The following is a 20,804-nucleotide window of genomic DNA, read 5'->3' as shown; positions in this document are numbered from 1 at the left end:
CTTAGCCGATACGGACGGTTGTGTCGGTGAGGAAGGTGTAGGTCGGCACCTCAAGATTCTTCGGCGCAGGACCACGGCGGATACGGCCCGACGTATCATAGTGCGAGCCATGGCACGGACAGTACCAACCATCATAATCGCCACGGGCTTCCCCGGTGGCGGTGCCCATCGGGATGCAACCCAGATGGGTGCATACGCCGACAACAATCAGCCATTCCTTTTTCTCGACACGCGCGTCGTCGGCCTGCGGATCGACCAGCTCGTTCAATGCAACCTCGTTGGCTTCATTGATTTCGCGCTCTGTACGATGGCGGATAAAGACCGGTTTGCCTCGCCACATTACCTTGACGGCCTGACCAACCGGGATGTTGGCCAGATTAACCTCGACCGAGGCAAGTGCGAGAACATCTTTGGACGGGTTCATGCTGTCCACGAACGGCCACAACGCAACACCGGTGCCAACGACACCGACGGCAGTGGTCGCCAAGGTCAGGAAATCCCTGCGGTTCTCGTCCGGCTGGTGATCGCCGGATGAATGCACCGTTTGCGACATAATTTATCCCTCTTTCTGCCCCCAAAACAGGCATGTGGATTGCCAAAAGCAAGACTTAGGACATCCTCGTTTGAATTCCCTTGATGAAAATCAAACAATGACGTCACTAAAAGCCTTTAGGCCTGTTTCCGCTCCGTCATACTAACAAAAATTCGGTTTGTTAAGGAGAACTTGGAGTTGCAATTTGTTTGCATTCAATAAGATCATTTGGTTTTGCGGTGCACAATTCGGTAAAACCTAGCGTATTTGCGGGTATCGTGGGCCTTGCGAACCAATGGTTTGGCGCTTTAGTTTTTCTTATTCCAAAAAAGTCTAATAGGGCTATTAACGGGTAATTATATGTCTTCAATGATCTGATTCGACATCGGATCACCAACGATTCTAAAAGTGCGTCATGAGAATTTGTTTATTTGAACCCGACATCCCGCAAAATACCGGAACAATCCTGCGCATGGCGGCCTGTTTCGGATTGCCGGTCGATATTATCGAACCGTGCGGATTTTTGCTGACCTCGGCAGCGCTCAAACGCGCCGGGATGGATTATCTTGGCAAGGCCGATTATATACGCCATGCCGATTGGCGCAGCTTCGTCGAAGCCCGCGATCAGGGCACGGTGCCGGGCCGTCTGGTTCTGCTGACCACCAAGGGGGCCGAACCCTATTGCGATTTCGAATTCCGGCCTGACGATATCCTGATGCTGGGCTCCGAAAGCAAAGGCGTCCCCGATCAGGTCCATAACTATGTCGATGCCCGGGTGGTGATCCCGATGCAGCCCGAAATGCGATCGCTCAATGTGGCGATGGCAACCGCGATGACGCTGGGCGAAGCGCTCCGCCAGACCAACAGCTTTCCAAAGAGGACGTAATGAGCAGCAAGGACGAAACCCTGATCGAAACCCGCAAGAACACCGCAAAGGCGTGGTTCCGTCAGCTGCGCGATGAAATCTGTGCCAGCTTCGAGGCGCTTGAAGACAGCTATGCCGGACCGCTGTCGGACCGTCCGGCCGGGCGGTTCGAACGCACGGTCTGGGAACGCGGCCCGGGCGAGGGCGGCGGTGAAATGTCGGTCATGAAGGGCCGGGTCTTTGAAAAGGTCGGGGTCAATATCTCGACCGTGCATGGCGAATTTTCCGAAAAATTCCGTGCCGAAATTCCCGGTGCTGCCGAAAACCCGAATTTCTGGGCGGCGGGCATTTCACTGGTGGCCCATCCCTGTTCGCCCCATGTCCCGGCGGTGCATATGAATACCCGCCATATCGTCACCACCAAGGCATGGTTTGGCGGCGGGGCGGATCTGACCCCGGTCTTCCCGCAAGACGAAGACACCGCCGATTTCCACGGTGCGCTCAAGGCCGCCTGCGATGCCCACGGTGATGATTATTACGACCGCTTCAAAAAATGGTGTGATGAATATTTCTGGCTGCCGCACCGCAACGAACCGCGCGGGGTTGGCGGGATTTTCTATGATTATCTCGATGCCGACTGGGATGCGGACTTTGCCTTTACCCAGGATGTCGGCAAGGCGTTTCGCGATATCTATCCGAAACTGGTGGCGCGCCATTACAACAAACCCTGGACCGACGAAGACCGTCAGGCACAGCTGGTCAAACGTGGCCGCTATGTCGAATTCAATCTGCTGCACGACCGCGGCACGCGCTTTGGCCTGATGACCGGTGGCAATACCGAAGCCATCCTGATGTCGCTCCCGCCCGAAGCAAAATGGCCATAAGTAAAATGGCCCTAAGCAAACAAAGAAGCCCGGACTAACCCAAGCCATCGGCCGACCCTCGAACGCAGCGATCAAGGCATCACGCCCGCTGCGTTCGCTCCGGCACCAGCGCCACGCAGGCACTGGCGCCACAACGGCACCAGCCCCAGCTCTCGCATTATCCCATCCCCGGCCCAATCCCCAGCTCTAGCTCTAGCTCTAGCTCCGACCCGAACCCCGCTCCATCACGGCAAAAGCCGGGCCGGGAACATAGCCGGAGCCAGAACGAGAACAAAAGCAATTGCAAAGGTCGTGGAAATGGCAAAAGCCACGGCAACGGCAAGGGAAGGCAAAGGAAGGCAAGGGAAGGCAAGGAGGCTAGACAAGGCAAAGCAAGGCTTGCCTAGCCTAGCCTAGCCTAGCCATACGACGGCCTGTTCGCTTTTTCGCGGATGGCGGTGGCGCTACTGGGTGGAAACGGCCGGGGCTGCGGGCTTGGTCGTTGCGTGCGGGCTGTTCAGGTTGTGCCAGTTCTCGACCGCCGGGTTGATGACGCCGTTATTGACCAGACAGCGGTGGATAAAGCCGTTATCGCGCATGACCCGGATCCCGCGATCGAGTGCGGCAACGACGTTGTCGGCATCTTCAAGCTGGTCAGACACCATGAAATGCTGGGTTGCTGGCAGCGACACCTTGATCCCGGTAATCGGGTAAAGCCAGACCCCGTCAATCTCGCGGCCCATATCTTCCTGTGACGAGAATTCAAGCAATGTGAAATCGGCCCGTCCGGCATCAATCAGCGAAAACATCTGTCTGGTTGTCGCCGCACTGATCAGGCTTGCAACCGGCAGGCTTTCAAGAACCTGCCAGTCCAGTCGCCAGGTGCGAATGCCGACCGCGCGCAATGTCCCGATATCTTCGAGTGTTTCCGGCAGATCATCCGCCATAAATCCCGGGCGGGCATAAAGGCCCTTTTCGATTTCGCCCGACTGAAACAGCGGGGCGGTTTTAAGTGCCCCTTCCGACGGGGAAATATTGAACACCCAGTCGGTTTTGACATCGGCAATGCCGGCCTGGATCATTTTGCGGCTGCGTTCGGAATTGGGGGACTGCACCGGCACGACCTCGGCTGTGATCCCGCCGGCCGTCAGGGCCTCGCGCAGCAATGTGTAATTCATCAGTGACAGGTTCGACTGCCCCGGAATCCGGCATTTCCGACAGTCTTCCGACCCGCTGTTGATACAGGCTTCCACACCCGCGATATCGGCCTGTTTGACCGGAATGCGGATGGTCTGGATATGTTCTGGCGGTTTGGCGTCGGCACCGGACACGGACGCAAAAAACCATGCAGCTATGCCCAACACAGACTGCCTGAACCGCATGACGTTCCCTCATTCTCTTTTGTTCTTTATAAATTAGTTTTACCGTAACCAACGGTAAAATACTATCCAAAAGTATTATTCCGAATGGTTGGGTGTGAAGCACGCAACACGCACACATCTCCGGCCAACAGCCTCAGACCATTAGCACAGCACAACGCCCAAAACCCACCCCGGCAAATCATCCCAAAATCCGAAATCCGTCCCGATCCCTCAATCGAAACCGGCAGGCATTTGCGAATGATCGTGCGGCATCTCCCCGAGATGCTGCTTCATCCATCTGACTTCCTCGGATGCGGTTTTGCCAAAGTGGCGTTTGAATTCCCGACTGAATTGCGACGTGCTGACATAACCGACCGTGTTGGCAACCTCTGCAACCGTCTGGCCTTGGCGTGCCAGCAACAGGCGTGCCTCATGAAGCCGCATGGATTTGATATATTGGCCGGGGCTGCTGCCAAGGAGCCGCCGAAAATGTGCGTGATAGGATGGCACGCTCATCCCTGCTTGGGATGCCAGGTCGGAAATCGATATCGGCTTGGTGAAATTCTCGCGCAGATAGCCAAGACTGCGCATAATCCTTCCTGTGTTGCCACGTTGGGTCAGCGCCGCAATCATGTTGCTTCCTTGCGGGCCGCTCAAAATGCGGAAATACAATTCCCGCAACAGGCCATCGCCGAGGACGGCCGTTTCGACCGGGCTTTGCAGGGCGGTCAGCAACCTGCGCAGAACATCCTGTATTTCACCATCTATTTTGGTCGAGATCAGCGTTTCAGCATCCGCCATCGCGGTGTTTTGCGACCCGTGCTGTTCAAGCGTGCCAATCACTTCAGCCAGCAGTCGCATGTCAAAATCAAGATATATGGCAAGCAATGGGCGTTCCGGACTGGCAGCAGACTCCATGCGAAACGGCACAGGGACCGCAACGGCCAGATAATGCTCCTCGTCATATACAAAGACATCGCCATCAAGAATGCCGCGTTTGCTGCCCTGACAGACAAAGACGACGCCAGGCTGATACAGCACCGGAACATTGTGCAGCACGCTTTCACTGCGCAACAGGCGCAGGCCTTTGATCGGCTGCTGGTTATAGCCCTCTTTGGGGGCAAGTGCCGCGGCGAGTTCGGCAAGGTTGGCGGTCGGACGTTCGGTCATTGCGGTCATTCATAGGATTAGGCATCAGACTTAGCGTATCAGGCGTGTATTTCAGCTTGATTTGATAATATTTGACAATTTGTCATCTTATCAAGTCAATGAAAGGATCACATCTTATGATCAAGCGCCTTTTCATAACCGGTGCCAATTCCGGTTTCGGGTTTGCCATCGCCAAAGCAGCCCTTGATGCAGGCCATATTGTGATTGGCACCGTGCGTTCGGACGCCGCCCGTGCTTACCTGAAGTCTGAACTGCCCGGTCTTTGTCCGGTGCAGATGGATGTCACCGATTTCGATGCCATTCCGGACATTGTCGCGACGGCCGAACATGATTTCGGTCCTGTTGACGTTTTGATCAACAACGCTGGCTACGGCCATGAAGGCGTTCTGGAAGAATCCCCGCTTGATGAAATGCGTCGGCAGTTTGACGTCAATGTCTTTGGTGCGACTGCGGTGGCCAAGGCATTCTTGCCGCGTTTCCGTCAACGCCGTTCCGGTTCCATCGTCAATATCACGTCCATGGGTGGGCTGATAACCATGCCGGGTATTGCCTATTACTGTGGCAGCAAATTCGCCCTTCAGGGGATTTCAGACGTGATGCGCGCTGAAATGGTACCTTTTGGTGTGCATGTCACAGCGGTTTGTCCCGGTTCATTCAGAACCGACTGGGCAGGGCGGTCGATGGTACGAACAGATCGGTCAATCCCGGATTATGACGCCCTGTTCGAACCGATCCGAAAGGCGCGTCTGGAAAAAAGTGGCAAACAATTGGGCAACCCCGACAAGCTGGCGCTTGCCGTGCTTGAACTGGTCGAAATGGATAACCCGCCCGCGCAGTTGTTGTTGGGCAGTGATGCTTATCAGTTGGTATCCGATAAACTGAATCGCATGCAGGAAGAAATCGCCCGATACAAGGATTTGACACTCTCGACAGATGGCTAGATATCAAGTCCGACGGACCGCATATTGACAGAAAGGCACCATTCTGCAGGGCTGGGGGATCGTGCCTTTCCCCTTTTCCCTCTTTCCCTCTTTCTGATGCCTCGATGCCTCCTGCCAGCCAGGGCCATGGCGGAATGCCTCGTTTACGCGTGCTGAATGCAGGGGGCTTGCGCGACGGCGGTCGCGCTGGGGAGAAGTTATATTGTATGAGGAATTTACATCCTGATTTTCCAATTTATTACAGGTGCTTACGCCTAATCGTGGGTATGGCCGCTAAAGGTGGTTCGGGTCATGGATGGGCGGGTACGGAAATCCTCATACCATTTGCTCAGGGTCGGGCGGCCGGTTTTGAAGTCGACCAGATCGCGAAAGGCGATCCAGTCAAGGCCGGTGGCAAGAGCGATATGGCCGATGGTGATCGGATGTTGGGGATCAAGATGTGCTTCGAGATAGTCGAAGGTTTCGATCAGTTTGGCTTTCTGTCCGTCGGCCAGGGGCGGATAGCGCAAAGGTTCCGGGCGGCGCGCGGTTTCCCAGCGATACAGCACCCCGGCATCGCACATGCCCTGTGCCAGGGCATGCAAACGCAAGGCATGCAGCCGTTTAGGCATCTTGTGGGGGATCAGCTTGCGCCCGCTGTGCAGCCGGTCGAGATAGTCACAAATCACCAGTGAATCATAAAGCGTCATGCCATCAGGCAGGATCAGCACCGGCACCTTGCCCAGCGGATTGGCGGCAAAGATTGCGTCATTGCGATTGGTCGGGCTGGTTTCGTGATGGATGACCTCAAGCCGGTTTTGCAGGCCCGCCTCGATGGCAAAGACCAGTACCTTGCGGGCAAAGGGCGAGTGGGTCTGATACAGAAGCTGGTGGTCGGGTTTTAAATCATCAGACTTTTGGGGCATCGATTTCGGCCTTGGCTGGGGGGCTGCGTGCTTGAATGCGACTTAGGCATGCGGTTTGGCGGCAGGCAATAAAAAACCCGGCCCATCGGGACCGGGTTGATTATTTGGCAAAATTTAATAATCGGTGCGATTGTTAAATACAGGCTTACTCGGCAGCGACAGCAGCCTTTTCGCCACGGACCAGCGCCATGTAATCTTCCATCAGCGTCTTGCAGACGGTGGCCGGGGTGAATTTGTACTGGCCGATTTCAGCGACCGGGGTGACTTCGGCCGCGGTGCCGGTCAGGAAGCATTCTTCGAAATCTGCCATTTCTTCGGGCATGATGGTCCGTTCAATGACTTCATAACCGCGCGCTTTGGCAAGACCGATCACGGTACGGCGGGTGATGCCGTCCAGGAAGCAATCCGGGGTCGGGGTATGGATTTTGCCATCCTTGACAAAGAAGACGTTCGCACCGGTCGCCTCGGCGACATGACCACGGTAATCAAGCAGCAAGGCATCGGCATAACCCTTGCGCTCTGCCTCGTGCTTGGACAGGGTGCAGATCATGTAAAGACCGGCTGCCTTGGCATTGGTCGGCGCGGTGTTCGGTGCCGGACGGGCCCATTTCGACAGGTCAAGGCGGATGCCCTTAAGACGTTCTTCCGGTGCGAAATAGCTCGGCCATTCCCAGCAGGCAATCGCCACATTGATGCGGGTCGATTGCGCGGAAACGCCCATCATTTCACTGCCACGCCAGGCAATACGACGGATATAGCCTTCGGTAATGTTGTTGGCAGCAAGGGTTTCGATGACCGCATCATCAAGTTCCTTGGCGCCATAGGGGATCTTCATATCCAGGATTTCACCGGACTTGATCAGGCGTTCGCCATGTTCAGCCAGCTTGAAGACCTTGCCATTGTAGCAACGTTCACCTTCAAAAACCGCACTGCCATAATGGACAGCGTGGCTCAGCACGTGCAAAGTGCTTTCACGCCAAGGTTTTAGTTCACCATTATACCAGATAAAACCATCACGGTTATCGAAGGTTGGAGTCGTCATTTGCCAAATTCCAATTCAAAATCGTTCCTGGACGTAACTTTATGTCCTTATTTGTCTGGTCGAAGTAACATTCATAGATTAATATGTCAATAAAACTGACTTAACGGATAAGCATGGCAGATATCTCTACACGTAAAGTCAATCCGCTTTTCCTGCGGGAAGAAGAGCTTAGGCAGGGCATCGAATTGCTGTTCTATGCCTATCGCGATTTCACCGCGGTCGCGGACCAGATGCTTGAGCAATATAATTTCGGGCGCGCCCATCACCGGGTCATTTATTTTGTCAGCCGCAATCCCGGAATTACTGTCAGTGATCTGTTGTCGATTCTGAAAATCACCAAACAGTCGCTGTCACGCGTGCTGGGCCAACTGGTGCGCGAAGGGTTCATTGAACAGCGCACCGGATTGCAGGACCGCAGACAGCGTTTGCTGACCCTGACCGAAAAGGGGGAGGCGCTTGAACGCGAACTGACCGAAAAGCAGCGCGCCCTGATTGCCGCGGCCTATCGCGAGGCGGGGGCAGAATCGGTCGAAGGGTTCCGCAAGGTGATGCTTGGCATGCTGGGCGAGGAAGACCGCAAGCGGTTCGGCGACGATGGCCCGACCGGATTGCGCCAGCGCGCCGGGTAAAAACGCGCCGGTTAAAAAGCCGCTGCGTGCGGCGTGCAAGTTCCGGTGGCCGACGCTTGATCTTGATCTTGATCTTGGTCCTGATCCTGATCCTGATCCTGATCCTGATCCTGATCCTGATGGTTCTGATCGCTGGGCCCGATGCGCGATGCGCGATGCGCGATGCGCTATAGCGGACGCCCTGTGGTGGATGTTGGGGGCTTGTGTCGGGTCCGACGGCGGTGGAAACGCCCCGGTGGTATGGCCGCGTCATTATGGCCGCATCCCAATTATGGCCGTATCGCAGCCGCGCCCCGGCCGTATCACAGTCGGATTATAGCCGCGCCGTGGGTGGGGATCGCGTCGGGATGGCGGGGCGTTGCGCCGATGTTTGATCCGGGAAACTCAATTACGCCATATATTGATATATAAAGTGTCTTGCGTCGGTGGCGCGGGGCACTTTATTGCATGGTTCCATGGTCTTGGCGCCTTGATCCTTACGCTTTTGAAACACTTTATCGCCAAGTTACTGGGCATTGAATGAGATTGATCTCGATCGTTGGGGGCCTGCAATGACTGGTGCTGATCAGCCACATATTCTGGTGGTCGATGATGATGATCGCCTGCGTGATTTGCTGACCCGCTATCTTGGTGAAAACGGGTTTTCTGTCTCGGCTGCGCGGGATGCGGCCCATGCACGGGCAAGCCTGGCCGGACTGCAATTTGATCTGATCGTTCTTGATGTCCTGATGCCCGGTGAAAAGGGTGTTGATCTTGCGCGCAGTCTGCGCGAATCAGGATCAAAAGTACCGATCCTTTTACTGACCGCCCTGTCGGAAACCGAGGACCGGATTGCCGGGCTTGAAGCCGGGGTTGATGATTATCTGGCCAAACCGTTCGAGCCGCGCGAACTGGTTCTGCGGATCGAGGCTATCCTGCGCCGTTACGGGGAGCAGCCCGAACCGGTCGAGCTGGCCACAGAGATTGCCCGATCCGATATTGTATGTTTTGGTCGCTTCAGCTTTGATCTTGGCAAAATGACACTGCAATGCGAGGGCGAGCATGTCTATCTGACAACCGCCGAGCAGGCGTTGCTGGCTGCCCTGATCAAGCGGCGTGGACAAACCACGTCACGCGAACAACTTCATGAAATGATCAGCGGCAATGCCGTTGATCCGGCGGCGTCGCGCAGTATTGATGTGCAGGTGACCCGTCTTCGTCGCAAATTCGAAGAAGACCCGAAACAACCAAGATACTTGCAGACAGTACGTGGTCGGGGCTATGTCCTTTATGCCGATTGAGCAAGATCCGAGAACGAGACGGTGGTGCTGAAATGAACAGGGAATTGCACTGTGGGTAGTGAACAAAAAAGCCCGATCAAGTCATTGATGCCGACGGGCCTTTTGGGGCGGTCGTTGCTGATTCTGATGACGCCGATGCTGTTGCTGCAAATCGTCACCGTTCTGATCTTTTTCGAACGTCACTGGGATACGGTTGCCCGCCAGCTCAGCCGCGGGCTTGCAGGCGATGTTGCCTATGTCATTGACTATCTGAACGAATATCCCGACGAGGATCATTATCGTTCCCTGCAGCATTCCGCGCGTGCGCATATGCAGCTTGATATCGTTTTCGAACCCAACGAAATTCTGGGCGAGCAAACACTCGATCCCCCGCTTGGACTGGTGTCGGAGGAACTGTTCGTCGCGCTGAGCGAACGGGTGCAGCGGCCATTCTATTTCAATCTTGATCTGGATAACCGCCGCCTGGAAATCCGGGTGCAGTTCAAGGAAGGTGTCCTGTCGATCGTTGCACCACGCAAACGGCTTTACAGTTCGACCACCTATATCTTCTTTATGTGGATCGCCGGTTCTGCGCTGATCCTGTACGGGGTTGCGGTGATCTTCATGCGCAATCAGGTACGGCCGATCCGCCGTCTGGCCAAGGCCGCCGATCAGTTCGGCCGCGGGGTCGAGGTTGGCGATTTCAAACCCGAAGGGGCAGCCGAAGTCCGGATGGCGGCAACGTCGTTTATGTCGATGCGTGACCGCATTGCCCGCCATCTGTCGCAAAGAACCGCACTTCTGGCCGGGGTGTCGCATGACTTGCGGACACCACTGACCCGCATGAAGCTTGAGCTTGCCATGCAGCAATCATCGCCCGGTGTCGATGCCTTGAAACAGGATGTGATCGATATGGAGCGCATGGTTGATGCCTATCTGGCATTCGCGCGCGGGGAAGAAGGCGAAAAGGCCGAGACAACCGATATCGGCAAGCTTCTGACCGATCAGGTCGGCGAGGCCCTTCGCGACGGGCAGCAGATCGATCTTCATATCGAAGACAGTCTGGAAATGGATGTGCGGCCGCAATCCCTGCGCCGCTGCATTTCCAATATCATGTCCAATGCCGGACGTTATGCCAACAATCTGTCGGTCCGGGCCGGTCGTCGTGGTCAGGATTATGAGATCGTGTTTGATGATGACGGGCCGGGCATCCCGGCCGAAAAGCGCGAGGAAGTCTTCAAACCGTTTTACCGGCTTGAGGAATCGCGCAATCAGGCCACCGGCGGGGTCGGGCTTGGCATGACTATCGCACGTGATTCTGCGCGCGGCCATGGCGGTGATGTGTATCTTGAAGATGCGCCGGGCGGTGGCCTTCGCGTGCGTCTGGTGCTGCCGATCGGCAATTGATCACACAATAGCAAAGCAAAAGCCCCGCCAGATCGCGGGGCTTTTTTGTTGCCAGATCCATGCCGGTTTCAGGCATGCGCCAGATGGTGCAATCACCGGGAATGGGGGGCTTAAAAGAATGTCGCGATTTCCGACAGGTCCTTTTTCTCGGTCGCGTGGGCCGGGATGGTGGCGTCGGATGCGGGATAGCCGGTGACAAGCAGGATATAGGGTTTGTTGTGATCGGGCCGGCCACAGATTTCGGTCAGGAAGCTCATCGGGTTTGGCGTGTGGGTCAGGGTGGCAAGACCGGCACGATGCAGGGCGGCAATCAGAAAGCCGGTGGCGATGGAAACGGATTCCGGTACGTAATAGTTCTTGCGCAACTTGCCATCGGCAGAGGTGCTTTTGCGTTCGCCAAAGATACAAATCAGCCAGGGTGCGGTTTCAAGGAACGGTTTGCTGTCATCAGTACCCAGCGGTTTGAGAGCATCAAGCCATTCTTCGCCGGCGCGACCTTCGTAAAAGGCGCGTTCTTCTTCCTCGGCGGCAAGACGGATTTGCGTTTTCATCGCCGGATCGCCGATTACCGAGAAATGCCATGGCTGATGATTGGCGCCATTCGGTGCGGTACCGGCGGCGCGAATGCAGGTTTCAATAATGTCGCGCGGCACCGGGCGGTCGGAAAAATCGCGCACGGTATGGCGCGTTTTGATGTCGTCATAAAAGGCCTGCGCACGGGCCCGCATGTCGGCAATGTCATATTCTCGATAGTCGGGCAGGGGGATCGGCACAAATTCGGTGGTGAGTTTCTTGGCGACAGACATGACGCTTCCTGAAATGTTGTTAGTTTAAATTGTCAGACAATCGTAAATGTGATGGCCAGAGCCAGCAAGCGATAAAATATGCCTTGCCTTGCCTTGCCTTGCCGTGCCGTGCCGTGCCGTGCCGTGCCGTGCCGTGTCGGGAAGGGGATGCTATGGGATGTGAGAGCCGCACCCGTCCTGTTGTCAGTGCAGTGGGCGGGGGAAGCATTGGAGGCCGGTTTTTTTTTGGATGCTGCGCGGCAGTCAGTCGGACGCCGGGGCGGCGAAATGGTCATCTGACAGGGCTTGGACCAGCTGTCTGGATTGATCGATATGGTCGATCATGATGGCTTCGGCCTGTTTGGCGTCATTGGCCCTTACGGCTTCGAGCAACTGGCGGTGGGCGGCATTGGTTGCCAGGACCTTTTCATCGGCAACCAGAACCCGAAATTGCAGCCAATAGACATTGTTGGCGATCCGGCGGAGCTGTTCACGGAGCAATTCATTCCTGCTGACATCGGCAAACAGCATGTGAAAGGCAAGGTTATGGCGCGACATGGCATTGAGGTCACGCGATGCTTCGGCCGCATCAAGCGCGGTCTGGATGGTTTCAAGCGGTGTGATCGCCGATGCAAGGACCGGGGTTGCCAGACGGACTGCCAATCCTTCAAGCGCACCGCGCACGGTGAAAAGATCATCAACCTCGCGCCTTGTCATGTGGCGAACACTGACCCCGCGATAGGGCTGGGACAGCAGCAGGCCGTCCGAGCTGAGCTGACGGAAGGCTTCGCGTACCGAGGGGCGGCTGACATTGAGCTTTTTGGCAAAATCGATTTCCGTCAGCCGTTGTCCGGGCACCAGACGTCCTTCGCGGATGGCGCTGGTAATCGCATCCGCGATTTGCTGAACAGTCAGCGGGTCGGAGTTTTCGGCAACGGATTGCGTCATATATCACCGCATTGAGATGTATCATTGTGTCGCCGCAAGGCAGGGTATATCAAGCCTGCAGAATATCTTGCCAAGCGGGTTCAGTCTGCATACTGTGCCTGATTGTCAGACAATATTCTACACTTAATTTGTATTGTTTTATGTAATTTACACAAAATGACAAGAAATACGGATTGTTTCCTTGCGATATACGTTTGATTGATGTTAAATCGCGCCAACTTGGCATGGAATGCGTGCCGGGATAAAACTCCGTGTTTCCCGCCACGGTTCCACAAACAGACAGACGAAACGGATTGATGTAGCGTTATGGCCAGCAATTTTAACGAAGAAACAGTCACTTACGTCCATCACTGGACTGACACACTCTTCACGTTCAAAACCACCCGCGATCCGGGCTTCCGATTCATCAATGGTCAGTTCGCTATGATCGGACTCGAAGTCGAAGGCAAGCCGCTTTTGCGCGCCTATTCGATGGTCAGTGCAAATTATGACGAAGAGCTTGAATTCTTTTCGATCAAGGTGCCGAACGGCCCGCTGACATCGCGTTTGCAGCACATCAAGGTCGGGGACAAGATTCTGGTCGGGCGCAAGCCGACCGGTACGCTTATTCATGACAACCTGCTTCCGGGCAAGAATCTGTGGCTGCTGTCGACCGGTACCGGTCTGGCACCGTTCATGAGCGTCATTCGCGATTATGAAACCTATGAGCGCTATGAAAAGGTCATCCTTGTTCATGGCTGCCGCGAGGTACGTGAACTGGCCTATCAGGAATTCATTCACAGCGAACTGCCCAATAACGAGTTCTTTGGCGAAGATGTCCAGAACAAGCTTCTGTACTATCCGACCGTGACCCGCGAGGAATTCAAAAACCAGGGCCGCATCACCGAACTGATGAAGTCCGGCAAGCTGTATGACGACCTTGGCCTGCCCAAGCCGAGTCTTGAAAATGACCGCTTCATGCTGTGTGGCAACCCGGAAATGATTGCCGACACCCGCCAGATGCTGGTCGAGTGGGGCGGCAAGGAAGGCAACATGAACGAACCCGGTCACTTTGTGATCGAGAAGGCCTTCGTCGAAAAATAAGCTGCCTTTTGCGGGCGGATGATGGCGGCATGTCGTTTGATATGCCGCCATTTTTTATGCCCGGTTTCAGATTCCCTGATAGGTTGCAGTGATCCTCCTCATATGAGGATAGGTTTACTTAGTTCTTTTGTATAGTATCCTATCCTAATGCATCGGGCTGGTTATGGCTAAGTCGTTTTCCTGATGCTGAGTGAGAGGACATCACATGGGACTTTTCGACTTATTCAAGCGTGGTGACGCCCACGCCGCTGCAAGAACGCTTGATGCACTGGAACAATCGCTGGCGGTTATCGAGTTCGATTTGCAGGGCAAGGTTTTGCGCGCAAACAAGAACTTCCTGTCGGTCATGGAATACGAACTGTCCGAGATCGTCGGCAAACCGCACGCGATCTTTGTGCCCGAAGACATCCGCAAGAGCCCGGATCACGAGACCTTCTGGTCCGATCTGCGGGCGGGGTCGTTCAAAAGTGCCGCATTCCCGCGAATCACCAAATCAGGTCGCCAGGTCTGGATCGAGGCCACCTATAACCCGGTGCGCGATCGCAAGGGCAAGGTCGTCAAGATCGTCAAATTTGCGTCCGACATCACCAAGCGTCAGGAAATGCTGGCCAGCTTTGAAGGCAAGGTAAATGCCATCAACCGCAGTCAGGCTGTCATCGAGTTCGATCTGAACGGTACGATCCTTGATGCCAATGACAATTTCCTGTCGGTTATGGGTTATCAACTGTCGGAAATTGTCGGCAAGCATCACCGTCTTTTTGTCGACCGTGATTATGCCAAGAGTCAGGAATATGTCGATTTCTGGCGCGAACTGGCCAAGGGCAATTTCTGTTCGCAGCAATTCAAGCGGTTTGCCAAGGGTGGCAAGGAAATCTGGATCGAGGCATCCTATAACCCGATCTTTGATGCCAATGGCGTGCCTTACAAGGTGGTCAAATACGCCATTGATATTACCGATCAGATCACGCTTCTGACCGATCTTAAAAAGATGATCGACAACAATTTCGGCGAAATCGATCGCAGTCTGAGCGACCTTGATCAGCGCTCCAGCGATGCCTATTCGTCCTGCGAAAAAACGTCGGCCAACGTCCAGACTGTTGCCGCCGGTGCCGAACAGCTTGCCGCATCGATTTCGGAAATCTCGCGCAGCATGGCAGAAGCCCGCGCGACCACCGATCAGGTGTTCGAGAAATCGATTGCTGCTGGTGCATCGACCGAAAAAATGAACGAAGTGGTCGCCGCCATGGGCAGCATCATCGATGTGATCCAGGACATTGCAGGTCAGATTAACCTGCTTGCGCTGAATGCGACGATTGAATCGGCCCGCGCCGGTGAAGCCGGCAAAGGTTTTGCCGTTGTCGCCAACGAGGTAAAGAGCCTTGCCAATCAGGTCGCCAAGGCAACCGAACAGATCACAAGCGAGATCGAAGGCGTGCAGAGCATTTCGGTCGAAGTATCCGATGTGCTTGGTGCAATCCGAAACGAAGTCGAAGGTGTGTTGAACAATGTGACCACCATTTCGTCAGCTGTTGAGGAGCAAAGTGCGGTGACCCAGCAGGTGTCAAGCAGCATGCAAAGCATGGCAACATCGGTCGAGCAGTTTTCAAGCAGCGTCAATTTCATCCGCGATGCATCGTCCGCAGTACAAAGCAATGTCGGACGGACCCGCGAAGCGGCCCTGGTTCTGGCGCGCTAACGGGCATATCGGCTTTGGCAATGTTGCCAGGGACCATCGATCTGAAAGGGGTCATGACGGGAAACTGTCATGGCCCATTCTTTTTTGGGATGAGGTTCAAAATCCTATCCATAGGTATGTAGTTTACTCCTCAAATGAGGATGTCTGGATAGGGGGCTGGGCGCTATATTCGCCGCAACGAATATTTGCAACGGCGCATAAAGTTGCTTCTCAGGAGATCCGGCCATGAATTCAATCATTTCCATTCTTCGCGAAAATATCGATGTCTCGGACGAGCTGATCGCTGCGATAGATGCATCATTCGCTGTGGTGGAGTTTGATCTGGATGGCACAGTGCTGAACGTCAATGAGAGCTTCATGAAGCTGACCGGCTATGAAGAGGATGAGGTTGTCGGACAGCATCATTCGATGTTCCTGCCAGAAGAAATGCTTAATGGCCCGGATTACGAAATGTGCTGGGCGGATTTGCGGGCGGGCAAGCGCAAACAGGTCGAAGTACCGTGCATCACGAAATCCGGGGACCGGATCTGGGTCGAGGAAACCTATGCCCCGGTGCGCAACAGCGATGGCGAACTGGTCAAGATTGTGCGGTTCGGGGTGAATGTCACGGAACGTCATGAAATGGTTGCAGATCTGCAAGGCAAGGTCGATGCAATCCGCCACAGCCACGCCATCGTCAAATTTGACGCCAATGGCATCATCCTGAATGCCAACCGGCATTTTCTGGCGGCGATGGGCTATGATCTTTCCGAAGTAGTCGGACAGCATCACAGCATGTTCGTTGGCGAGGAATATGCCAAAAGTTCGGCCTATCAGGCGTTCTGGCGGTCGCTTGCCAATGGCGAGTCAAAAATACGCCAGTTCAAATATTTCGGCAAAGACGGACGGGAAGTCTGGTTCGAGGCGACCTATAGCCCGGTGCTTGATGTCTATGGCGAGGTGATCAAGATCATCAATCTTGCTGTGGATATTACTGACGAGGTTAGCGAACTGATTGGCTTGAAATCAACGCTTGAGGTCAATTTCGCCGAGGTCGATGAACATATCGAAGGTGTTGATCGCAAATGCGAAACCGCCGAACAGATGTTCCGTCAGGCCCAGGCCCATCTCGAGGCCAGCAATATCGCATCGGGTGTTCTGGTCGGATGTGTTGGTGAAACGTTGGAACGCATGACCGAATTGCGGTCTGTCTCCGACCATGTTTTCGATACGGTCATCGAAGGCGATGTGGCGGCGGTCGCGCTTGAAAATGCGGTCGACAGGTTGCGTGACGGTGCCGGGGAAAATTCCGAACTGGCAGAACAGATCGATAATCTTGATGAATGTGTTACCGAAAGTTCGCGGATCCTGACGTCATTGCGTCTTGAACTGAAGGAGATGCTGAACCGGATGGCGGTGGTGTCGCTGGCGATCGAGAAACATGGCGATGTTACCGGTCAGATGACCAGTGAAATGCACGGCATTCAGACATCGCTTGATGCCGCCCAGAACGCGATTGCAACCATCGGTCAGTCGACAGAGGAAATGGCCCTTACCATCGGCCGGTCACGGGAAGTATCCGTCGTATTGGCGCGTTAGTCGGGCGAGGCAGCGCGGCAATGAGCGGGACAGGCATGATCGTGCCTGTCCCTTTTTCATGGGGGCAAGGATTGGCCTAGAACAGGCGCGCCCCATTGGGGACATCCTGATCCGGGCGGATCAGAACGATGCCCTTGTCGTCTTCGCCGTCGGGGAAGCCCAGACACAGGAATTCGGACATGAACGGGCCGACCTGTTTTTTCGGGAAATTGACCACACCGGCCACCTGGCGACCGATGAGTTTTTCCGGGCTGTAATATTTGGTGATCTGGGCGGATGTTTTCTTGGTCCCGATTTCCGGGCCGAAATCGACCCAAAGTTTCAGGGCCGGGCGGCGGGCTTCGGGGAATTCCTGAGCGTCGATGACAGTACCGACGCGAATATCGACTTTCAGAAAGTCATCAAAACTGATTTCGCTCACTGTGGGGCCTCCTTGTTTTGCGCAAGCTTAGTCGAGGCACAGACCGTAAATCAATCGGTTAAGGTGGGCGCGATATCCGGCAAAAGAAAAATGGCAGGACCAAAAGGCCCTGCCATCAAGTGGATTACGGGAAGTGTTCAGCGAAAAGCTGTTACTTCGCAGCAGCGGTCTTTTCGATCGCTGCCTTGAATTCATCAAGGGATTCGGTAAAGCGAGCCTGCAGAAGAGAAAGGGCCTCTTCCTGGGACTTGGTTACCAGACCAGAGAGTTCCTTGGCGTTCGAAAGTGCTTCTTCGTATGCAGCTTTCGCGGCTTCGGTCTGCTTGGCAGCCGTTGCCATCGGATCGTCAGCGGTAGTAGCAGCGAAATCCTTGCCCTGGGTCTGAACTTTATCCAGCAGCGTTTTGAAGATTTCGCTCTGACGCTGAGCGACAGCCTGGAACCCGTCGAAGGCCACCTTGTTGGCTTTGGTGAGGGCTTCCACGTTTTTACGCTGGAAAGCCATCATTTCGTTCACGTCAACACCCGGAATTTTGAAATCCGCAGTGTATTTGGTGAAGTCGAGGTCAAAGAACGGGTTGGTTGCCTTTTTTGCGGCGGTCATGGTTTTGCACTCCATCAACATTTGCAACAGGTGTGGAATGAGGCGCTATTGTGCGCCGCACAAATTCAACTGCAATATGCCGGAATGCATCCGATCCGTCAAGGGTTATTTTGCACTGCACAATAACTTTAAGGTTAATGTTTTGTGTCGTGATGTCCCCATAGGTTGGGTTGTCCGATTTCCTGCGTCAGATCAGAAACTTAGCCATCCGGCACGGATTGCCTGTTCTTATTGACGGGCATCGGTCGGCTGTGTGTCAGCCCGGTGGGAGGATTTTTTCGACCGGATCTGCTGGCATTTTTCAGACAGTTTGCGACACAGTCCTGTCGCCTTGCCCAGACCTTTTTCAACCTGTCCGTCCCAACCGGCGGCCTTTGACAATTCCCGATCAAGATACGCCATAGTCGGTGCAAAGTCGGTGCTGTCATCATCAAGCCAGTGGCGGAATGTTCTGGCATAGATGGCGGTAAGGCCGGCAACCCGAAGGGATCCCTGAAGGCCTGATGTACGAAAACCGGCAGCTTCAAGCATCCAGCGCATCGATCCGAAATGGCTTTTGATCGCGCGGATCGAGTCTGCGGGGCCAAGATCCCCCCGTGATTTAAGGATCGAGCGCAGGGCATCACGATGGTCGGCCAGGGCGTCAAACCGTGCCATGATCACCGCAATCAGCCGGTCATGGCCGGGTTCGGCAAAGTCATCCTCGTGAAGATCGGCCAGGACTTCGTGGTCGATCCGGGCGATGAAGCGGCGCAGGATATCGGCCTTGCCACCGACATGGGCGTGGCAATCGGCGATGGTCACGCCCGCGGTTTGGGCAATGTCAATGATGGTGACGTCATGCCAGCTTTTTTCTGTTGCCAGTTTCAGGGCGGCATCGATCAGGATATTGGGGATATCCTTTTTGGCGGGCATGACGGTCTCCAATCTTTTGGGTGTCGTTATCAATCAGCCGGCAAGTTCGACCGACCGTTTGCGTGCAGCTTCGACCGCGCGGGTCATCAGTTCGGGCAGGCCGGTTGTCTGATCCATCAGAACATCAAGGGCCGCGGCCGTGGTGCCGCCCGGACTTGTGACATTCTGACGAAGGGTGGCAGCAGTTTCTTCGCTGGCATCAAGCAGGAAACCGGCCCCGATCACGGTCTGACGGGCAAGCAGCATGGCCTGCTCTGCCGGAAGGCCGGCTGCTTCGCCAGCCTGTGCCATGGCTTCGACCATATGGAAGATATAGGCCGGGCCACTGCCCGAAAGGGCGGTAACCGCATCCATCAGGCTTTCATCTTCGACCCAGGATACCAGCCCGACCGTGGCCAGCAGGGTTTCGCACATGTCACGCTGGGCGATGCTGACATTTTCGGTCGGGCACATCACGGTCATGCCGCGCGAAACCGCCGCCGGGGTATTGGGCATGGCGCGCACGATGCGGGCAAGCTCGCCCAGATGGCGTGCGAAAAATTCGATGGTCTTGCCCGCGGCAACCGACAGGAACACGGTTTCGGCCCGGACCAGCGGTTTATAGGCGTCAATCACATCGGGAAGCACCTGTGGCTTGACGGCAAACAGAACGACCTGCGGGATAAAGTCCTGCGGCACATCGGCGACATCGGTGATGCCATTGATGCCATAGCTGGCGGCAAGTTTCTCGGCTGCTTCGGGTTGTTCGACAATATAGACATTGTCGGCCTTGAGCCCCTGGGCCAACCAGCCTTCAAGCATGGCACTTCCCATTTTGCCACAGCCGACCAGCAAAAGACGCGTATTCATGAAATCTGCTCCGCTTTATCCATCGGGTTCTGTTGAGTGTGTTGCGATCAACAGTCGTCAAGCAATGCCGTAGCGATCTTCTCAAGGTGGGTCAAGTCGCAGCGAAGGACAAGTGGTCTTGTCCCGATGCTGTTGAAAAAACAGGTTTTAGCCGCTTTGCCGATGCTTTGGCTGGCAAGTGCGGTCTTTGCCGGATTTTGTTTCGCCCGACCCCGTTCTGCCACAGCGATTACGGGCAATCTGTTGCGCGGGCAAGGCTGCGTAAAGTGGCGAAAAAAATCAACGGCCAACAAGAATGGGTGGCAATGGTGTCACGCCCCTGTCAAATCCCGACGGGGTTTCGGGGGTTTCGGGGGGTTCGGGGGTTGCGGGGCGCGGCGCGGGTTGGCTGATGGTTGAGGGTTGAGGGTTGGGGCGTCGGGATGTCGGAGTCTGGTGATATCGCGGGGCCGGGGATCCGGCACCGGGTTGGCGGGACAACGGCGATTGAGGCGTCGGGATGTGGGGGGCGTGATATCGGGTGCCGGGCTGGTCAACTGCCATGCTCCGATCTTAACCCGGGTTTCGGCTCCGGCCTCGGTCTCGGCCCCGGCATCCGCCTCAACCGCAGTCTCAGTCTCAGTCTCAGTCTCAGTCTCAGCCCAGGCTTCATGCTCAGCTTCTGCTTCAACAACGATGACAGGCGGACATCGGATGCACGCGGTTTGGTGGTTTAGTTCGGGCCGTGGCGTGCGAGGGCGGTGAGGTTGGGGGCGCGGACCTTGTGATCCGGCCGGGGCGCGGCGACCGGCGGGAGATGGGGAGGCAAACTGACTGGTGGCGGCGCCTTACCTTGCCGTGAGGCGGTGGTGGTGTTGGCGATCACGTGGACGGGGTGCTCGGGCCGGGGTGCGGCGACCGGCGGGGATGGGGAGGCAAACTGTCTGGCGCCGCCGCCTTACCTTGCCGGGA

20 protein-coding genes are annotated in these 20,804 nt (G+C 55.5%); 9 read left to right on the top strand and 11 right to left on the bottom strand.

All coding sequences use genetic code 11. The annotated features are described in order from the left end of the window. Nucleotide 1: 1 nt before the first annotated feature. Nucleotides 2–553: a ubiquinol-cytochrome c reductase iron-sulfur subunit gene (gene petA / locus AUQ42_RS06665; protein WP_068518324.1), complete on the bottom strand. Its 552-nt coding sequence runs from the start codon at nucleotides 551–553 to the stop codon at nucleotides 2–4. Nucleotides 554–947: 394 nt separating this feature from the next. Between petA and AUQ42_RS06660 the strand changes: the two genes are divergently transcribed. Then, nucleotides 948–1,418 (top strand): tRNA (cytidine(34)-2'-O)-methyltransferase, encoded by a 471-nt coding sequence (locus AUQ42_RS06660; protein WP_068518323.1) that lies wholly within the window; start codon nucleotides 948–950, stop codon nucleotides 1,416–1,418. After that, complete coding sequence (hemF, locus tag AUQ42_RS06655; RefSeq protein ID WP_068518322.1) at nucleotides 1,418–2,281, top strand: oxygen-dependent coproporphyrinogen oxidase; 864 nt, start codon at nucleotides 1,418–1,420, stop codon at nucleotides 2,279–2,281. The genes AUQ42_RS06660 and hemF overlap by 1 nt, the downstream gene beginning before the upstream one ends. Before the next feature lie 443 nt (nucleotides 2,282–2,724). Here hemF and AUQ42_RS06650 read toward each other — a convergent pair whose 3' ends face one another. Both AUQ42_RS06650 and AUQ42_RS06645 read right to left on the bottom strand, forming a co-directional pair. Further along, nucleotides 2,725–3,591, bottom strand: coding sequence for a hypothetical protein (locus AUQ42_RS06650; RefSeq protein WP_156480849.1), 867 nt, complete (start codon nucleotides 3,589–3,591; stop codon nucleotides 2,725–2,727). Nucleotides 3,592–3,852: 261 nt separating this feature from the next. After that, nucleotides 3,853–4,791, bottom strand: a complete 939-nt coding sequence (locus AUQ42_RS06645; RefSeq protein ID WP_197460798.1) for an AraC family transcriptional regulator — start codon at nucleotides 4,789–4,791, stop codon at nucleotides 3,853–3,855. Between the two features lie 116 nt (nucleotides 4,792–4,907). Here AUQ42_RS06645 and AUQ42_RS06640 point away from each other — a divergent pair, with 116 nt between their 5' ends. Beyond that, complete coding sequence (locus AUQ42_RS06640; protein ID WP_068518320.1) at nucleotides 4,908–5,732, top strand: oxidoreductase; 825 nt, start codon at nucleotides 4,908–4,910, stop codon at nucleotides 5,730–5,732. Nucleotides 5,733–5,986: 254 nt separating this feature from the next. On the opposite strand, the gene AUQ42_RS06635 is transcribed toward AUQ42_RS06640, so the two are convergent. Together AUQ42_RS06635 and AUQ42_RS06630 are read right to left on the bottom strand one after the other, a co-directional pair. After that, nucleotides 5,987–6,637, bottom strand: coding sequence for a glutathione S-transferase family protein (locus tag AUQ42_RS06635; RefSeq protein WP_068518319.1), 651 nt, complete (start codon nucleotides 6,635–6,637; stop codon nucleotides 5,987–5,989). Nucleotides 6,638–6,782: 145 nt separating this feature from the next. Beyond that, complete coding sequence (locus tag AUQ42_RS06630) at nucleotides 6,783–7,679, bottom strand: branched-chain amino acid aminotransferase (protein WP_068518318.1); 897 nt, start codon at nucleotides 7,677–7,679, stop codon at nucleotides 6,783–6,785. A 113-nt stretch (nucleotides 7,680–7,792) separates the two neighbouring features. Here AUQ42_RS06630 and AUQ42_RS06625 point away from each other — a divergent pair, with 113 nt between their 5' ends. The 3 genes from AUQ42_RS06625 (at nucleotide 7,793) to AUQ42_RS06615 (ending at nucleotide 10,974) form a co-directional block, all read left to right on the top strand. Continuing rightward, entirely contained in the window at nucleotides 7,793–8,308 is a 516-nt protein-coding gene (locus tag AUQ42_RS06625; RefSeq protein WP_068518317.1) for a MarR family winged helix-turn-helix transcriptional regulator, read from the top strand. Between the two features lie 551 nt (nucleotides 8,309–8,859). Beyond that, entirely contained in the window at nucleotides 8,860–9,588 is a 729-nt protein-coding gene (locus tag AUQ42_RS06620; protein WP_068518316.1) for a response regulator, read from the top strand. Between the two features lie 51 nt (nucleotides 9,589–9,639). After that, complete coding sequence (locus AUQ42_RS06615) at nucleotides 9,640–10,974, top strand: ATP-binding protein (protein WP_231856699.1); 1,335 nt, start codon at nucleotides 9,640–9,642, stop codon at nucleotides 10,972–10,974. 110 nt (nucleotides 10,975–11,084) lie between these two features. On the opposite strand, the gene AUQ42_RS06610 is transcribed toward AUQ42_RS06615, so the two are convergent. Both AUQ42_RS06610 and AUQ42_RS06605 read right to left on the bottom strand, forming a co-directional pair. Beyond that, nucleotides 11,085–11,780, bottom strand: a complete 696-nt coding sequence (locus tag AUQ42_RS06610) for a nitroreductase family protein (protein ID WP_068518315.1) — start codon at nucleotides 11,778–11,780, stop codon at nucleotides 11,085–11,087. Nucleotides 11,781–12,023: 243 nt separating this feature from the next. Next, entirely contained in the window at nucleotides 12,024–12,707 is a 684-nt protein-coding gene (locus AUQ42_RS06605; protein ID WP_068518314.1) for a GntR family transcriptional regulator, read from the bottom strand. Between the two features lie 306 nt (nucleotides 12,708–13,013). On the opposite strand from AUQ42_RS06605, the gene AUQ42_RS06600 reads away from it, so the two are divergent. From AUQ42_RS06600 to AUQ42_RS06590, 3 genes are all read left to right on the top strand, one after another. After that, nucleotides 13,014–13,790 (top strand): ferredoxin--NADP reductase, encoded by a 777-nt coding sequence (locus AUQ42_RS06600; protein ID WP_068518313.1) that lies wholly within the window; start codon nucleotides 13,014–13,016, stop codon nucleotides 13,788–13,790. A gap of 205 nt (nucleotides 13,791–13,995) precedes the next feature. After that, complete coding sequence (locus AUQ42_RS06595; protein WP_068518312.1) at nucleotides 13,996–15,486, top strand: PAS domain-containing methyl-accepting chemotaxis protein; 1,491 nt, start codon at nucleotides 13,996–13,998, stop codon at nucleotides 15,484–15,486. Nucleotides 15,487–15,711: 225 nt separating this feature from the next. Continuing rightward, entirely contained in the window at nucleotides 15,712–17,064 is a 1,353-nt protein-coding gene (locus AUQ42_RS06590; protein WP_068518311.1) for a PAS domain-containing protein, read from the top strand. Between the two features lie 76 nt (nucleotides 17,065–17,140). On the opposite strand, the gene AUQ42_RS06585 is transcribed toward AUQ42_RS06590, so the two are convergent. The 4 genes from AUQ42_RS06585 to proC form a co-directional block, all read right to left on the bottom strand. After that, entirely contained in the window at nucleotides 17,141–17,485 is a 345-nt protein-coding gene (locus AUQ42_RS06585; RefSeq protein ID WP_068518310.1) for a tRNA-binding protein, read from the bottom strand. A 151-nt stretch (nucleotides 17,486–17,636) separates the two neighbouring features. Then, nucleotides 17,637–18,089 carry a phasin family protein gene (locus tag AUQ42_RS06580; protein ID WP_068518337.1) on the bottom strand — a complete coding sequence of 151 codons (453 nt, stop codon included), beginning with the start codon at nucleotides 18,087–18,089 and terminating at the stop codon, nucleotides 17,637–17,639. A 228-nt stretch (nucleotides 18,090–18,317) separates the two neighbouring features. After that, nucleotides 18,318–19,004: a TetR family transcriptional regulator gene (locus AUQ42_RS06575; protein WP_068518309.1), complete on the bottom strand. Its 687-nt coding sequence runs from the start codon at nucleotides 19,002–19,004 to the stop codon at nucleotides 18,318–18,320. A gap of 33 nt (nucleotides 19,005–19,037) precedes the next feature. Further along, nucleotides 19,038–19,853, bottom strand: coding sequence for a pyrroline-5-carboxylate reductase (gene proC / locus AUQ42_RS06570; protein WP_068518308.1), 816 nt, complete (start codon nucleotides 19,851–19,853; stop codon nucleotides 19,038–19,040). Between the last annotated feature and the right edge of the window lie 951 nt (nucleotides 19,854–20,804).

This window comes from Thalassospira sp. MCCC 1A02491 (assembly GCF_001613785.1).
GTDB lineage: Bacteria > Pseudomonadota > Alphaproteobacteria > Rhodospirillales > Thalassospiraceae > Thalassospira > Thalassospira povalilytica.
The sequence above is the reverse complement of the archived record's forward strand: the minus strand, read 5'-3'. Positions and strand labels throughout refer to the sequence as shown.

Bases quoted from the DNA above. Each gene is read 5' to 3' on its own strand.
- petA (WP_068518324.1), bottom strand. From the start codon at position 553: ATGTCGCAAACGGTGCATTCATCCGGCGATCACCAGCCGGACGAGAAC.
- AUQ42_RS06660 (WP_068518323.1), top strand. From the start codon at position 948: ATGAGAATTTGTTTATTTGAACCCGACATCCCGCAAAATACCGGAACA.
- hemF (WP_068518322.1), top strand. From the start codon at position 1,418: ATGAGCAGCAAGGACGAAACCCTGATCGAAACCCGCAAGAACACCGCA.
- AUQ42_RS06645 (WP_197460798.1), bottom strand. From the start codon at position 4,791: ATGACCGAACGTCCGACCGCCAACCTTGCCGAACTCGCCGCGGCACTT.
- AUQ42_RS06640 (WP_068518320.1), top strand. From the start codon at position 4,908: ATGATCAAGCGCCTTTTCATAACCGGTGCCAATTCCGGTTTCGGGTTT.
- AUQ42_RS06635 (WP_068518319.1), bottom strand. From the start codon at position 6,637: ATGCCCCAAAAGTCTGATGATTTAAAACCCGACCACCAGCTTCTGTAT.
- AUQ42_RS06630 (WP_068518318.1), bottom strand. From the start codon at position 7,679: ATGACGACTCCAACCTTCGATAACCGTGATGGTTTTATCTGGTATAAT.
- AUQ42_RS06625 (WP_068518317.1), top strand. From the start codon at position 7,793: ATGGCAGATATCTCTACACGTAAAGTCAATCCGCTTTTCCTGCGGGAA.
- AUQ42_RS06620 (WP_068518316.1), top strand. From the start codon at position 8,860: ATGACTGGTGCTGATCAGCCACATATTCTGGTGGTCGATGATGATGAT.
- AUQ42_RS06610 (WP_068518315.1), bottom strand. From the start codon at position 11,780: ATGTCTGTCGCCAAGAAACTCACCACCGAATTTGTGCCGATCCCCCTG.
- AUQ42_RS06605 (WP_068518314.1), bottom strand. From the start codon at position 12,707: ATGACGCAATCCGTTGCCGAAAACTCCGACCCGCTGACTGTTCAGCAA.
- AUQ42_RS06600 (WP_068518313.1), top strand. From the start codon at position 13,014: ATGGCCAGCAATTTTAACGAAGAAACAGTCACTTACGTCCATCACTGG.
- AUQ42_RS06595 (WP_068518312.1), top strand. From the start codon at position 13,996: ATGGGACTTTTCGACTTATTCAAGCGTGGTGACGCCCACGCCGCTGCA.
- AUQ42_RS06590 (WP_068518311.1), top strand. From the start codon at position 15,712: ATGAATTCAATCATTTCCATTCTTCGCGAAAATATCGATGTCTCGGAC.
- AUQ42_RS06580 (WP_068518337.1), bottom strand. From the start codon at position 18,089: ATGACCGCCGCAAAAAAGGCAACCAACCCGTTCTTTGACCTCGACTTC.
- AUQ42_RS06575 (WP_068518309.1), bottom strand. From the start codon at position 19,004: ATGCCCGCCAAAAAGGATATCCCCAATATCCTGATCGATGCCGCCCTG.
- proC (WP_068518308.1), bottom strand. From the start codon at position 19,853: ATGAATACGCGTCTTTTGCTGGTCGGCTGTGGCAAAATGGGAAGTGCC.